The sequence below is a fragment of the Fictibacillus barbaricus genome (genome assembly GCF_031457135.1).
GTDB lineage: Bacteria > Bacillota > Bacilli > Bacillales > Fictibacillaceae > Fictibacillus > Fictibacillus barbaricus_A.
The window spans coordinates 305,425-320,062 of the sequence record NZ_JAVDWA010000003.1 but is presented as its reverse complement, the minus strand read 5'-3'; the positions used below and the strand labels follow the sequence as shown (position 1 = coordinate 320,062).

Below are 14,638 nucleotides of genomic sequence, written 5' to 3'. Positions count from 1 at the left end.
GAAGAGTTTGGTAAAACATAATGAATAAAAATATGAAAAATAAAACAATTATGTATATTGTTTCTTATTTTCCTTCAACTAGTCAAACTTTTGTTTTAAGAGAAATAAATCATCTTAAATCAATGGGATTTCAAATTAAAATTTGTGCTATGAGAAGCAGTGACAATGAAATAAAACAAAAAGGTTCTGAAACATTCATGGATAGCGTGCATTACATTCCTGATGTTGCAAAGAATCGAATAAAATTACTTTCATTAGTTAAAACAAATGCATGGGTATGTATTACACGACCTATTCGATATTCAAAGGCATTGTTCAGAGCGATGTCAGGAAATTCAAAGCTGTTTTTAGATTTATTAAGAGCAGGGTGGGTTGTTCAAAACCTTAAATTAGATAAAAACATTCATCTTCATGCACAATTTGCTCATAGTCCAACTAATATTGCTTATTTTATTAGTTTACTTAACAACAACACATTAAGTTTTACATCACATGCAGTTGATATTTTTGTTAAACCCCAATTAATAAAAGAGAAATTAGAAAAAAGTAAATTTGCCGTTACCATATCTAATTACAATTATGATTTATTAGAAAAAAATTACGGAACAAAAAGTGTAGAAAACTTGCATGTTATTCGATGTGGTATTGAAAAAGATCTTGTAACTGATAATACTGCTACACTAATTAAAGAAGATCGGAAACCTACTACTATTTTAACTATCGGACGCATGGTAGAAAAAAAGGGCTTTGATGTTTTAATTGATTCATTAAAATTGCTCAAAGAAAAAGGGTTTGATTTTCAATGCCGAATTGTGGGTGATGGAGGATTACAAGAAGAATTAATGAAAAGGTCAGAAACGAATGATTTATCAAATCATGTTTCCTTTTTAGGTGCATTATCTTCTAATGAAATCCAAAAGGAATTTTCTAGTGCGGACCTTTTTGTTTTACCTTGTAAAAAGTCAGAAAACGGTGATATGGACGGTATACCCGTTGTTCTCATGGAAGCCATTGCTAATAACGTACCCGTAATCACTACTGAAATTTCAGGAATACCTGAACTCATTATTAATAATCAAACAGGGTTACTAGCTAAACCTAATGATGCAAAAAGTCTTTATAAGCAGATGAGCATGTTAATAAATGATTCAAGTTTGAAAAAAAAATTAACCGAAAACGCGATAAGACATTTAAAAGATGAGTTTTTATTAGAAAGTAATGTCGAAAGATTAGCTGATTTAATGGAAAAACAATTAGTTCACTAAATATTTATAAGGACTGAAATAAATATGAATTTTTTTATTAATATCTTATGGTCCTTAAGTGGGACAATTGGAGTAAGAATTGCAGGATTATTAACTTCCATCTTTTTAGCTAGTCTACTGACGCCTGGTGTTTTTGGAATTGTGGGTATGGCTCTTGTAGTTGTGGGTTTCCTATATGTCATTCAAGAGGCCGGACTCAGTTCCGTAATCGTTCAAAAAAAAGATTTAACAAAATCAATACTGTCAACTGCGTTTTTTTTAAATATTATTTTTTCAATTATTCTCGTAATCCTTGTAATTGCTGCTGCACCATCTATTGCTAGATTTTATCATCAGCCTAGTATTGAGAATCTTTTATATTATTCATCTGCAGGAATTATCATTGCTTCTGTAAGTATCACTCAACGTGGATTGCTAATGAGAAATAAACAGTTTAAAAAGCTAACTTTGATTGATTTATCTGCAGAAATACTCACAGGAGTATTATCAATATTATTAGCATTTTTAGGATATCCCATTTTAGCAGTAGGTCTTAGTATGCTTTTTAGAGCTGCGATACAATCTTTTTTCTTATTATTATTAGTAGGTATAAAAGATGTTGTTGGAAAACCTGATTTTCGTTTAATAAAAGTGATTTTGCCATTTAGTATTAACGTCCTTGGAACTAGAGTTGTCAATTTCGTTCGAAATAATATTGATTATCTATTAATTGGGAAAATGCTTGGCAGCTACAGTTTAGGACTATATACTATTGCCTTTCAGTGGAGTACGGTAGCTCGATTTTATTTTTCTCAGTCCATAGCAAATGTGGCTTTTCCAGAAGTAGCGAAATATCAAAATGATTACGAAAAAGTTGGAAAAATTTATTTGAATTTAATAAAAAATATTTCGTTTGTTACATTTCCTTTTTGTATTGGAATGGCGTTGGTCGCTCCAGAATTTATTTTGGCTTTATATAAAGAAAAATGGGTAGACGTAATTCCAATTTTACAAATTTTAATGATAGCAGGATTAATCTCATCTATCGGAACAGTTGTTGGGGCAATATTAAAAGGGATAGGCCGTCCGGATATTGAACTAAAAATTAATTTTTACTCACTTATTAGTTTTACAATCTTATTGTTACTCGGATCTACAATAGGACTTAAAGGAGTAGCGTACGCCGTATTGATAAATTCCTTTACTTTTAACATTGTAATGACGATTAAAGTTTTGAAAATTTTACATCTAAGTTTATCTGATTACTTAAACTCGCTTAAGAATTCGCTTCTTTCAACGATATTCATGAGCGCAATCATTATTTGTTATTCACTGGCTGATATTAGCTTCAATAATCGTTTTATAGAATTAATAATTATAATTCTTGTATGTATTCTTTCTTATGCTGCAGGAGTTTTATTATTTAATAGACCTATGTATACAACAATAATTTCAAAGCTAGATATTATGAAAAAAAAATTTAAAATTTTGGAGAACTAATATGACAACAAAGGTTTTAATAACAGAATTCTATACATCTGCAAACCATGGAGACGAAGCAATCCTTTTAGGTATGGCTAAAGCGATTAAATCCCAAAATAGAGATGCCCAAATAAAAGTTAGCTGTGCATATCCTGAAACTACTGAAAGAATGACTGGAATAAAAAGCATTCAACCATTAATTAGTGTTTTTGGAAGAAAAGAATTGTGGAAAGTACCTTTATTTTTATTTGGTTTATTTTGTACTCCTAATGCAAAGTGGTTTTTAAAAAGATTTCCGGTAATAAAAGATTATTTAGAGTCAGATGTAATTGTTTGTTCAGGTGGTGGATTTTTAAATGATAATTATCACCCTGCAATCCTAGCAAGATTGATTGCCTTATATGCAGCAAAAAAATTAGGGAAAAGAGTTATTATTTATTCTGCATCTGTTGGTCCATTCAATCGAAAATTTTATCGTGTTTTAGCTCGTTATGTCTTTAATAAACTAGATTTATTAACAATACGTGATATACCTTCACAAGAAGTGTTAAAAAATATTAATGTCAGTTCGCCAATTAAATTAGTAGCTGATTCAGCCTTTTCACTATGGGAAAAAGATGATGCTGGAAAAACCTCAGAAAAAAATATTTCTAAACTAATTAGTAATAACAATAAAAAGAAAATAACCATTTCAGTACGAAATTGGACTCATTTTGAGAATGGCAGTCAAGAAAATTATGAGAATGCGATCTCTGGCCTAGTAAATAAACTAAACACTTTAGAAGAAGAGTATGAAGTCTATTTTGTTTCTTCATGTACTGGTACTGATGGTTATAAGCAAGATGATAGAAAGACAGCAAAGAAAATTTATGAAAAGATTGAAAACAAGAAAAATGTTTATCTTATCAATGAAGATCTGAAAGCTTTTGAATTAATGCAATTATACAAAAAAGTAGATCTTAATATTGGTACGAGAATGCACACAAATATTTTTTCTATCATTTCTGAAACACCTATTATTGCTATTCGTTATGAAGACAAAACAATCGGTCTCATGCAGCAATTTAACTTAACTAAATATCTAGTAGATATAGAAGATGTGGATTCTGAAAAACTATTTAACCTAGTTCAGAGCGCAATGGAAAATAACCAAGAAATAAAAAATCAAATTGTTAAACAATTACCTAAGCAAAACGCTGAAAGTTTAATACCAGCAAAGCTATTGCTTCATACCGACAATGAAATGATGAAAAGCAAGGTGGTTTAAGTTGGAGAAGAAACGAAAAGTTGTTCATCTAACAACAGTACATCATCCGTTTGATCCTAGAATTTTCCACAAGCAATGCAAGTCACTGCATGAGGCTGGTTTTGATGTAAACTTAATTGTTTCAGAACATCCGGATTTAAAAAAACAAGATGATTACGGTTTTAATATTATAACGATTCCAAAAGTTAAAAACAGATTTACAAGAATTTTTAAATCTAGTTACCTAGCTTATAAAGAAGCGAAAAAATTAGATGCTGATATTTATCATTTTCATGATCCAGAACTTATTCTTATAGGAAATCTTTTGAAAAATGACGGGAATACTGTTGTTTATGATATTCATGAAGATTATGAGACTAGTATTAAACAAAAAACATATTTACCTAAACCGGTTGCTAAAATGCTGTCTAAAATTTATCGTTTTATTGAAAAAAGATTTACAAAGTCTTTTGAAATAGTTTTGGCCGAAAAATATTATTCTGAAAAATTTCCTCATGGGGCACTTATTTTAAATTACCCTATTATTGAAAACCATAATTTTCAAAAAGAATCACATACTCTTCCTAATAATTCGGTATATCATTTAATTTATACTGGAAATGTAACTTTAGATAGAGGGGCATTAATTCACGGAAGCTTACCTTTAATAGATGACAAAATACATGTAAATTTTGTAGGGAAATGCTCGAGCGAACTTGCACAAAAAATATTTGATGCATCAGAACATAGAAGAGAAAATATCGTAATTGATGGTGTAAATACATTTATACCAAGAGAAAAAATAAATGAAAAATATCAAGAAGGAAAATGGTTAGCTGGTTTAGCTTTATTTCCGCCAACTGAACATTACGCTAAAAAAGAGTTAACAAAGTTTTTTGAGTATATGAATGTAGGGTTACCTATCATTTGTTCTAACTTTCCAGTATGGAAGGATTTTGTTGAAAAATATGGTTGCGGAATTGCAGTCGATCCATTTAATAAAGATGAAATAAAAGATGCAATTAAATATTTAGCCAACAATCCTACTATAGCAAAGGAAATGGGATTGAGAGGGCAAGAAGCAGTTCGAAAAGAACTTAGTTGGAACAGCCAATCAATTAAATTGACTAATTTTTATAAATCATTTATTTAAAAATAAAATTAGTCGGGTAGTAATGGAAAATAGGCGATTTTAGAATTTTATATTGGGGGATTAACAATGAATATTTCAGTAGTTGGTACTGGCTATGTAGGATTAGTTACTGGTGTTTGTCTGGCAGAGGTAGGACATATCGTAACGTGTATTGATATTGATGAAGAAAAAGTTAGTAAGATGAGACTAGGTATTTCACCCATATATGAACCAGGTTTAGAAGATTTAATGATTAAAAATATTAATGACAAAAGATTACATTTTACAACCAATCATCAACAAGGATTTGGAAGTTCAGATATTATTTATATTGCTGTTGGAACACCTCAAAAAGCAGATGGTTCTGCAGATTTAAGGTTTATTGAACAAGTAGCGAAGGATATTGCACAAAATATTAAACGAAACGCAATCGTGGTAACAAAAAGCACTGTACCAGTAGGAACAAATGCTTATATAAAAGAAATAATTCAAAAATACTTAAAAAATGATGTTTCAGTTGATATAGTATCTAATCCTGAATTTTTACGTGAAGGTTCCGCTATTAAGGATACTTTTGAAGGAGACAGGATTGTAATTGGAGCAGAGAACGATTCTGCCGTAGAAGCCTTGGTAAAGGTTTATGAACCTTTTGGTATTGAGATATTTAAAACTGATATTCATAGTGCAGAAATGATTAAATATGCTTCAAACGCATTTCTAGCGACAAAAATAAGTTTTATTAATGAAATTTCTAATATTTGTGAAAAAGTTGGAGCAAACATCGAGGATGTAGCAAAAGGGATGGGGCAGGATAAAAGAATCGGAAGCCAGTTTCTAAATGCAGGTATTGGTTATGGTGGATCTTGTTTCCCTAAAGATACACACGCATTAGTTCAAATTGCAGGAAACTATGAACATGAATTTGACTTATTAAAATCTGTAATTACGGTAAATAATAAGCAACAGCAACTCCTTGTTGATAAAGCCGTCAATAGATTAAAAGATATGAAGGGTAAAAAAATTGCATTATTAGGACTAGCATTCAAACCTAATACAGATGACATGCGTGAAGCACCATCTATTGTGGTTTCTGACCATTTAATAAAACTTGGAGCTAAAGTTCTTGCTTACGATCCTATAGCGATGAGTAATGCAAAAAAGGAATTACATTCAGAAGTAAATTATGCAGACTCTGTAGAAAATGCTCTTAAAGACGCTGATGCTGCATTTATTTTAACAGAGTGGGATGAGATTAAAAATATCGACTTGTCTCTATTTGAAAAATTAATGAAACAGCCGATTGTTTTTGATGGTAGAAATTGTTTTGCACTTGAAAGTGTAAAAAATTATTCTATTGAATACCATTCTATTGGGCGTCCTGATATATTATCTTCGTATGTATTAATATAAATTTATTCTGTAGACTCTAGAGATAACATTAGTTTTTAAATAATAAGCAAAGCTTAAAAACATATAAAAAAGTCCTTATTTAAAAGGGCTTTTTTTGTATGAAGAGGCGAAAAAAGTAATAATTTGGCTATTAATTTAAAATAAAACTGAAAAAACCACCTTAAAATTTTGAATTAACCCCCATTATATAATGGTAATATTTTACTTTTTCTTCTATAATATTTATATATAGATGCTTGGGATAGAACAAGTGAATATAAGAAGAGAGGGGTTAAGTGGAAAATTGTTTAGGTTATTTACTTTACTCTTTTTTACATTATTATTCTGGAACTGGTTTATTAGTATGCCAAGTGCTGCAGGAGTTTCTAATGAAAGATTGGCAGGAAAAGACCGTTTTGAAGTAGCTGTCAATGTTTCATTAAAGGGTTGGAAAGACGGAGCAGATACAGTTATTGTAGCTAACTATGATACCTTCGCTGATGCTTTAGCAGCCTCACCACTAGCCTATCAGCAAGATGGACCTATCTTATTGACACAAGCAAATATTTTAACTGCAGTAACAAAACAAGAAATCAATAGGCTCAATCCGAACAAAGTCATTATTGTCGGAGGTCCCGCTAGTATTTCCGATAAAGTAATGAGTGAAATCAAAACATTGGTACCAAAAGTAGAACGTATTGGCGGTAAAGACCGTTTTGAAGTAGCTCTAAATATTTCAAAACGATTAGAAAATAAAAAACAAGCAATCGTCGCTAACGGGTTGAAATTTCCTGATGCTTTGACAATCGCACCATATGCAGCGCAAAAGGGGATTCCTATTTTATTAACATTAGAAAATCGTATCCCAGACAGTACGTTGATAGCTTTAAAAGAAACTGAGACAACTATTGTTGTTGGTGGAGAAGGAAGCATTCACCCTTCTGTTTACAATCAGCTTAAAGGTAAACAAAGAATTGGCGGTAAAGACCGCTTTGAAGTAGCTTCCAATATTATTCGCGCGTTAGAAATTAATCCTGATCGCAGTTATATTTCGACAGGTTTAACTTTTGCTGATGCTTTAACTGGATCAGTTCTTGCAGCGAAAAATGGGTTACCGATGTTATTAACTATGCCGAATAAGATTCCTGATTCTACGAGAGATATTATTATAGAAAAAGATATAAATAGTTTTATAGTGTTGGGAGGAAAAGCTTCTGTTCAGGATACAGTGGCTAATCTGCTAACTCCAGTAGTGAACTCTCATTCAATTGAAGGGTATAGTGATAAAATCAGTTTCTATCCTGGAGAAACGATACAATTAAAAGTTCACACTCCAAAAAAACTTTTTTCTGTTGGTTTTGTCAGACATGGTAAAGAAGACAAAACTTATTATCAATCAGGTAATATTAGTGGAACTCCTCAAGATTATTTTGCAGATTCTTATCGTGAAGGTGCTCATTGGAAAACCAATTTTTCTTATAAAATACCTGCCAGTTGGCCATCAGGAATGTTTTCTGCAAAACTATCAGATGGAAACAATGATTATCATATCACCTTTATAGTGAAGGATAATACTCCTCAAAAAAATGATATTGCGGTACTGTCTTCTACGAACACGTGGCAAGCCTATAATAGCTGGGGTGGAAAAAGTTTATATACTTCCGAAGTTCTTAATGGTGTGAGGCAATACAATGAAGTCGTAAGTTTGGCGAGACCGAATCTAGAGGCTGGTCCAATCGGTGCTGTTGGACATCTGGCTAAGGGTGAAAAGCATATATTAAAATGGCTCGAAAAGAATAATTACAATTATAATATATTTACAGATTATGATTTTAATAATAATCCATCTCTTATAAACTCTTATAAAACCGTAATCATTAGTACTCATAGTGAATATTGGTCGACAGCCATGTACAATGGGTTGAAAAATTATCTGAATCGTGGTGGCAATCTATTATACTTATCTGGTAATGGTGTCTATTGGAAGGTTGCTTTGAAAGGAAACCAAATTGAGGCAAAAAAAGATGGTGGATATCATACTTTTACCTCTGAAAAGGGTGGAAACTTTTATAAGATTGGCATGCCTGAGACTTCAATGATTGGCGTTGGGTACCGCTCTACAGGATTTTCTGTTTCTGCTCCCTATAAAGTTATGAATAATACGCATTGGATTTTTTCAAATACCGGTATTAAAAACGGGGATTTGATAGGTAGAACTGGATTAAATACAGTAAATGGCACAAATGGCGGTGCATCAGGCTGGGAGACCGACCAGGTGGATCAGTTTACACCTAAAAATTATGTGCTTTTAGCAAGAGGGATAAATTTGATTGGTAAAGGTGCAGACATGATCTATTATGATCATTCAGGAGGAGGAGGAGTATTCTCTACTGGTTCAATAACCTTTGGAGGAAGCTTAGCAGTCGATGCTCAACTATCAAAAATAGTGAGTAATGTCTTAAAAAGGTTTGGGCATTAAAAAGTAAAAAAAGAGCAGATCCAAAACAAAATTTGGATCTGCTCTTTTTTAATTAAAATAATTCACTGTCCCGTAAAAAATGGCATCTGCAAACTTTTGACGATAGGTGGTAGAACCTAATTTCGCAGCATCTGAAGGATTTGTGATAAAACCAAGTTCTACAAGGATACTTGGGATCTTTGTGTACTTAATTACATAAAAATCAGCTTCTTTAACGCCGCGGTCTGAAGTTCCCATCCGCTTGATGATTTCTTTTTGAATTTCAACCGCAAGTTCTTTACTGGCGGCACCGTTATAAGCGGTGTTGTAATAAGTTTCAGATCCGCTAGCTGTACTTCCTGCAGAGTTAGCATGAATACTGATAAAAGTATCTGCTCCAGAACTATTAGCTATTTTTGCACGGTCTGCTAATGGGATAAATGTATCATCATCCCTTGTCATAATGATTTTAGCGCCCGCACTAACCATTTTAGTTCTAGTACGTAAACCTACATCCAGCACTACATCTTTCTCTTTAAGACCGTCTCCAAGAGCTCCGGGATCGAAATCTCCATGACCGGGATCAAGGACAACAAACTTTCCTAAAAGTAATGTGCTGTTAGTGTTAACAGATGCTGGACCACCTAGAATTGTAAAGCTTTTAACAATCTTATCTTGTATAATACTTTTCGTTTCATTTGGCAAGTATGTTGGCGTTGTTAGAAGCAGTGGAGCATTGCTTTTCGCTGCAAGTACTGATCCTGTTAAAGCATCGGCAAAATTCATTCCAGAAGTTAAGTAGGTTGATGCAGTTGAAAGGTTTAGCTGACGTATTACGTTTTCAGCTACTTCAAAACGGTTTGCTCCTCCGATTCTAGTAGGAGAAGGCAATTGACTTTTTACCGCATTGCTTACACTTGCTTCTCCGCCAATGATGTACGTTTTTGTTATGTTTTTTTCTCTTAGTGCTGCTGCTGTAGCAGAAGGTAAAGAACCATTACCCGTCAGTAAAATCGGATATTCATTTTTTGCTGCATATGGTGCAATTGCTAGTGCATCTGGAAAGTTTAATCCATAAGCTATGACCGCTATGCCTTTATTTGATAATTGTCTAGAGATATTTTGAGCAACAACAAATCGATCTTTACCATCTATTCTTGTTACTGTTAAACCCATGGATTTGAGTTCATTAATTACATTATTAGAGATACTGCCAGTTCCTCCGATAATCACAGCTTCTTTTGATCTCAGTCTGTAAATTTCATTTTTTGTAGATGGGGTAAGGAATTGATTTTGAGTTAATAATATGGGAGCATTCTTCTTATATGCCAATGGTGATGCTGATAGAGCATCAGCATACGCAAGATAATTGGTAAGTACGACGGTTTTGGAAGTTGACCAACCCTTTTTTGAAATATTAACCGCAACTTCAAATCTGTCTTTGCCATCTATACGAGGAGCCGCAGCTTCCGCTTGAGGCTGATTGAACAGTAGGAAGATTCCACCCAGAAAGAGAGTTAGAATACATTTACGTAACATGTGGTACACTCCTGTTTATTTATTCCGACACAATTCGTTACTCTTCTCGGTAACCGTTTGAATTGACGCTCCTCTCTTTTAAATAAGACATATATTTTCTACGATTATAATATCGGTACTTATTTCTACATTTTTATAGTCAATTCGTTCTATTTAGACAGCATTCTATGTTTTCGGATAATTAAAATTCGATTTACATACGTCAAAATGTATAGATGAAAAACGAATAATTGGATGGAGTATGTTATGATATTTGAAATTATATTGAATGATATAGGGGTTTTAAAAGATGAGTTTAAGTGAAAATAAACGATTAGTTGTGTTAACGAGCAGATTTCCTTTTCCTCCGGGTGAGGAATTTTTTGAGACGGAAATAAAATATTTAAGTAATGAATTTCAAGAAATACATATCATTCCAGTCAATGTGAAGCGGGATGATTCAAGACAACCACGAGACATACCTCAAAATGTACATGTCCATGGTTTACAACCAGAACTTCCTTCTATTAAAAAAACAGATCTTATAAAGAAAATGCTTCTAGATCCTCAAGGAAAACAATGGTTTTTTAGAGAGTGTAAAAATGTGATTCCAAGTTATCTATCTGCTCTTTTTAAGGTCGCTAACTGGGTCGGTTTAGCTGTGGAAATTCGTAAAAATCTACTATCCATTATTGAGAAAAATCAGTTTGATCTTTCGGATACGATTTTCTATTCCTACTGGCTTGGACCTGCAGCAACTGCTTTAGCTATGGTAAAAGAAGTCGAGCCTTCCATAAAAGTGATAAGCAGAGCACATGGAGGCGATCTTTACGCGTATCGCCACAGCACCCCTTATATGCCAACACAGAAGGAAACCGTAAAAAGATTGGATCGAGTTTTCGTCATCTCACAAGACGGAAGTGAGTACTTAAGTGACTTATATCCAGAAGTTTCTTCGAAGTTTTCTGTGAGCCGATTAGGTACAAAAAAATCTCCGGGAAAATCCTCTCCTTCGTATGACGGAGTTTTACGAATCTTTTCGTGTTCTAACATGCTCCCGGTAAAGAGATTAGATTTGCTGATAGAGACTTTAAAACATTGCAAGCAATCCATCATCTGGTCACATATTGGTGATGGACCTCTTAAAGCTGAATTGGAGAAGAAGGTTACTGAGGAATTACCGTCAAATGTTCAGTGTGAGTTCCTTGGGAGAAAAAAGAATGCAGAGGTATTGGCTTACTATCAAAAACATCCCGTGGATCTTTTTATCAATGTAAGTTCAAGCGAAGGAATACCTGTTTCTATTATGGAAGCTTATAGCTTTGGAATTCCATCATTTGCGACAGATGTTGGCGGAACAAAAGAATTAGTGGACGAAACGAATGGAAACCTAATTGAAAAAGATTTTGATACTGTGGAATTAGCAAAAGATATTGACCGTTTTGCCGCATTAAGCCAAGAGGAAAGAGAAAACTATCGAAAAGAAGCTTATAAAAAGTGGGAAAGCACTTTTTATTCAGAAACAAATTATTCTCTATTTGCAAAGACGTTAAAAGAATTTGAGGGAAAAAACAATGAGTGATACGGATCGCAGCTTTATAAAAAACAGCTTCATAACATTCACACGACAAATTTCAAATATTGTTGTCGGAATGATCCTGCTTCATGTGTTAGGAAATTATTTAGGTAAGGAAGGGTTCGGAGGGTATACGCTTTTAACTTTATTCCCAACAGTCTTACTCACATTTCTAACATTAGGTGTAAATACTTCTACAATCTATTTTGTGAGCCGAAAAGAAGTAGATTTAAATACGGTGTTTAACAACAATATTATAATTGGTACCGTATTAAGTTTTATCAGTATTGTTGTCGGTTTAATTGCAGTTATCTTCTTTTCTGAACAATTGTTTAAAGATACACCAACTTCTTTATTGTATTTAAGTTTGTTATCTGTGCCGTTTTTATTTTTAAGAGAGTATTTCCAAACTGTCTTTCAGGGACTGCAAGATTTTAAGACTTACAACGCTTTAATGGTGCAAAATCAAATGTCCATCCTAGGCTTGGCAGTGTTATTTGTCGTTGTTTTGAACCTTGGCTTAAAAGGTGCACTGTGGGCTTTTATTTTAGGGAATGCCGTAACTGTCTTTACAATGATCTACAAGCTCGTTCGGCATCATAGTGTGTCTTTTAAATGGAATAGTTTCTCCTGGGATTATTTTAAGATATCTGTAAAATATGGATTAAAGGCACATGTTAGTAATTTTGCGAGCTTTTTAAATTATCGAACTGTAGTTTTTATATTAGGTTTTTTTACAACAGGTGCATTAGTAGGGGTATATAGTGCAGCGATGAATCTAGGTGAAAGATTGTCTATTTTTGCAGTATCTTTTTCAAGTGTTCTCTATCCTAAAATTAGTTCGACGAATTCAGAAGCAGATCGGAATCGTATTACATCCATAGTTAGCCGCAACGTATTCTTAATTACAATCATTATGGCCGTGGTTGCTTTTGTGCTATCCGATTTCATTGTTAATTTAATATTTTCAAAAGATTACACGGAGAGTCCCTTACTATTAAGAATTATGCTTCCTGGTTTTGCTTTGCTTGCTGTAGAGAAAGTTCTTTCCAATGACATTGCAGGAAGAGGCAGACCAGATTTAAATATGTGGTTATCCGTATATAATGTCATTTTCAACGTGATCTTGAACCTGTTTATGGTACCTAAATATGGTGTTATTGGAGCAGCTATTTCTACCACTATCACTTACTTGTTCAGTTTCTTGCTGAAGATTGGTATTTTTAAGAGGCTTACTGGTGAAAATTATTTGAATTTCCTTCTCGTAAAGAAAAGTGATTTCCTCGTTTATAAATCGCTCTTACAAAAGATTAAAGCAAGATAAAACGTTAATCTTAGCCTAATCTTCATAAAATTAATTAAAAGAGGAAGGAAATACCTATAAAACGGGTACACTAATAAAGTCAAAAATGTGAAATGTTGAACGAAATGATGTTTAGTAGTATTAGATAGAGAGTGAATATGATTGAAATTATGGTTGATTAGTTTAAAATAAGTTTTGGAATAAACTAGTTAACAAACATTTAGTTAAAAGGAGAGTTACCTAGATGACTAAGTTCGCCATTGTCGGTTGCGGCCACATCGCAAAAAAACATGCTGAGGCCATTGAAAAAGCTGAAGGCACTGAGCTTATCGCTGTATGCGATATGGTACCGGAGAGCATGGAATATTACACAGAAAAATATGGTGTAGCAGCATATACAGATTTAGCAGAGCTTCTTAAAGTAGAAGAACTCGACGTTGTCAATATTTGTACACCAAGCGGCTATCATGCACCTCTTGCTATTCAAATCGCAAATGCAAAAAAACATGTGGTTGTTGAAAAACCGATTGCACTAACTTTAGAAGATACAGATGCAATCATCAAAGCATGTAAAGAAAACGACGTGAAGCTTTCTGTAGTTCACCCGAATCGTTTCCGTCCTGCAATCATGGAATTAAGAAAAGCACTTGATGGAGACTTAGTGGGTAAACTGAGCCATGCGAATGCAACTGTTCGCTGGAATCGTAATCAAGAATATTACGATCAAGCTCCTTGGAGAGGCACAAAGTCACTAGATGGCGGAGTATTAATGAATCAAGCCATTCATAATTTGGACTTGCTTTTATGGACGATGGGCGAAGTTGAAGAAGTTTATAGTATGGCAGCAACTCGATTGCGTAATATTGAAGCTGAAGATGTCTCAACTGGTGTTGTTCGATTTAAGAACGGTTCTTTAGGCGTTATTGAAGCAGCTACAACTATTTACCCATCTAATTATGAAGAATCTTTGAGTATTTTCGGTGAAACGGGTACAATTAAGATTGGCGGAAAAACTGCTAATTATATACAGCATTGGGATGTTAAAGAGATGGATGAAGCACAGGTAACGGACATTATGGAATCAGTGAAAGCTGATCCATTTGGCAAGCCAGGTCATCAATGCATCATTGAAGATATGGTAGAAGCCATTAAAGAAGACCGTGAGCCTATCGTAACAGGAGAGGACGGAAAACGTGCATTGAGTCTTGTTCTTGCTTTATACGAATCTGCAGACACAAATAAACCAGTTAAACTATAAAGAATCTCCCCCCCTGAAAGAGAGGAATAAGA

The 14,638-nt window shown here is 33.5% G+C and carries 10 protein-coding genes; 9 read left to right on the top strand and 1 reads right to left on the bottom strand.

Annotated elements, in window-relative coordinates; all coding sequences use genetic code 11:
- Positions 1-20: 20 nt before the first annotated feature.
- The 6 genes from J2X07_RS10685 to J2X07_RS10660 all read left to right on the top strand — a co-directional run bounded on the left by J2X07_RS10685 (position 21) and on the right by J2X07_RS10660 (position 8,972).
- Positions 21-1,265, top strand: coding sequence for a glycosyltransferase family 4 protein (locus tag J2X07_RS10685; RefSeq protein ID WP_310258694.1), 1,245 nt, complete (start codon positions 21-23; stop codon positions 1,263-1,265).
- 24 nt (positions 1,266-1,289) lie between these two features.
- Positions 1,290-2,744, top strand: coding sequence for a lipopolysaccharide biosynthesis protein (locus tag J2X07_RS10680; protein ID WP_310258693.1), 1,455 nt, complete (start codon positions 1,290-1,292; stop codon positions 2,742-2,744).
- Position 2,745: 1 nt separating this feature from the next.
- On the top strand, positions 2,746-3,993 hold the full coding sequence (locus J2X07_RS10675; protein WP_310258692.1) for a polysaccharide pyruvyl transferase family protein: 1,248 nt from the start codon (positions 2,746-2,748) through the stop codon (positions 3,991-3,993).
- 1 nt (position 3,994) lies between these two features.
- Positions 3,995-5,125: a glycosyltransferase gene (locus J2X07_RS10670; RefSeq protein WP_310258691.1), complete on the top strand. Its 1,131-nt coding sequence runs from the start codon at positions 3,995-3,997 to the stop codon at positions 5,123-5,125.
- A 66-nt stretch (positions 5,126-5,191) separates the two neighbouring features.
- Positions 5,192-6,514, top strand: coding sequence for a UDP-glucose dehydrogenase family protein (locus tag J2X07_RS10665; RefSeq protein ID WP_310258690.1), 1,323 nt, complete (start codon positions 5,192-5,194; stop codon positions 6,512-6,514).
- A 250-nt stretch (positions 6,515-6,764) separates the two neighbouring features.
- A complete protein-coding gene (locus tag J2X07_RS10660) occupies positions 6,765-8,972 on the top strand; it encodes a N,N-dimethylformamidase beta subunit family domain-containing protein (RefSeq protein ID WP_310258689.1) in 2,208 nt (735 codons plus the stop codon).
- Between the two features lie 48 nt (positions 8,973-9,020).
- On the opposite strand, the gene J2X07_RS10655 is transcribed toward J2X07_RS10660, so the two are convergent.
- Complete coding sequence (locus J2X07_RS10655) at positions 9,021-10,490, bottom strand: cell wall-binding repeat-containing protein (protein ID WP_310258688.1); 1,470 nt, start codon at positions 10,488-10,490, stop codon at positions 9,021-9,023.
- 289 nt (positions 10,491-10,779) lie between these two features.
- Here J2X07_RS10655 and J2X07_RS10650 point away from each other — a divergent pair, with 289 nt between their 5' ends.
- The 3 genes from J2X07_RS10650 (at position 10,780) to J2X07_RS10640 (ending at position 14,606) form a co-directional block, all read left to right on the top strand.
- Positions 10,780-12,051 carry a glycosyltransferase gene (locus J2X07_RS10650; protein ID WP_310258685.1) on the top strand — a complete coding sequence of 424 codons (1,272 nt, stop codon included), beginning with the start codon at positions 10,780-10,782 and terminating at the stop codon, positions 12,049-12,051.
- On the top strand, positions 12,044-13,369 hold the full coding sequence (locus J2X07_RS10645) for a flippase (protein ID WP_310258684.1): 1,326 nt from the start codon (positions 12,044-12,046) through the stop codon (positions 13,367-13,369). The genes J2X07_RS10650 and J2X07_RS10645 overlap by 8 nt, the downstream gene beginning before the upstream one ends.
- A 223-nt stretch (positions 13,370-13,592) precedes the next feature.
- The gene (locus J2X07_RS10640; protein WP_310258682.1) at positions 13,593-14,606 is read left to right on the top strand and encodes a Gfo/Idh/MocA family protein; all 1,014 of its coding nucleotides are present in this window, start codon (positions 13,593-13,595) and stop codon (positions 14,604-14,606) included.
- The last annotated feature ends 32 nt before the right edge of the window (positions 14,607-14,638 follow it).

Excerpts from the sequence above, each read along its gene's own strand:
- J2X07_RS10650 (WP_310258685.1), top strand. The coding sequence starts at position 10,780 with ATGAGTTTAAGTGAAAATAAACGATTAGTTGTGTTAACGAGCAGATTT.
- J2X07_RS10685 (WP_310258694.1), top strand. The coding sequence starts at position 21 with ATGAATAAAAATATGAAAAATAAAACAATTATGTATATTGTTTCTTAT.
- J2X07_RS10640 (WP_310258682.1), top strand. The coding sequence starts at position 13,593 with ATGACTAAGTTCGCCATTGTCGGTTGCGGCCACATCGCAAAAAAACAT.
- J2X07_RS10645 (WP_310258684.1), top strand. The coding sequence starts at position 12,044 with ATGAGTGATACGGATCGCAGCTTTATAAAAAACAGCTTCATAACATTC.
- J2X07_RS10665 (WP_310258690.1), top strand. The coding sequence starts at position 5,192 with ATGAATATTTCAGTAGTTGGTACTGGCTATGTAGGATTAGTTACTGGT.
- J2X07_RS10655 (WP_310258688.1), bottom strand. The coding sequence starts at position 10,490 with ATGTTACGTAAATGTATTCTAACTCTCTTTCTGGGTGGAATCTTCCTA.
- J2X07_RS10675 (WP_310258692.1), top strand. The coding sequence starts at position 2,746 with ATGACAACAAAGGTTTTAATAACAGAATTCTATACATCTGCAAACCAT.
- J2X07_RS10680 (WP_310258693.1), top strand. The coding sequence starts at position 1,290 with ATGAATTTTTTTATTAATATCTTATGGTCCTTAAGTGGGACAATTGGA.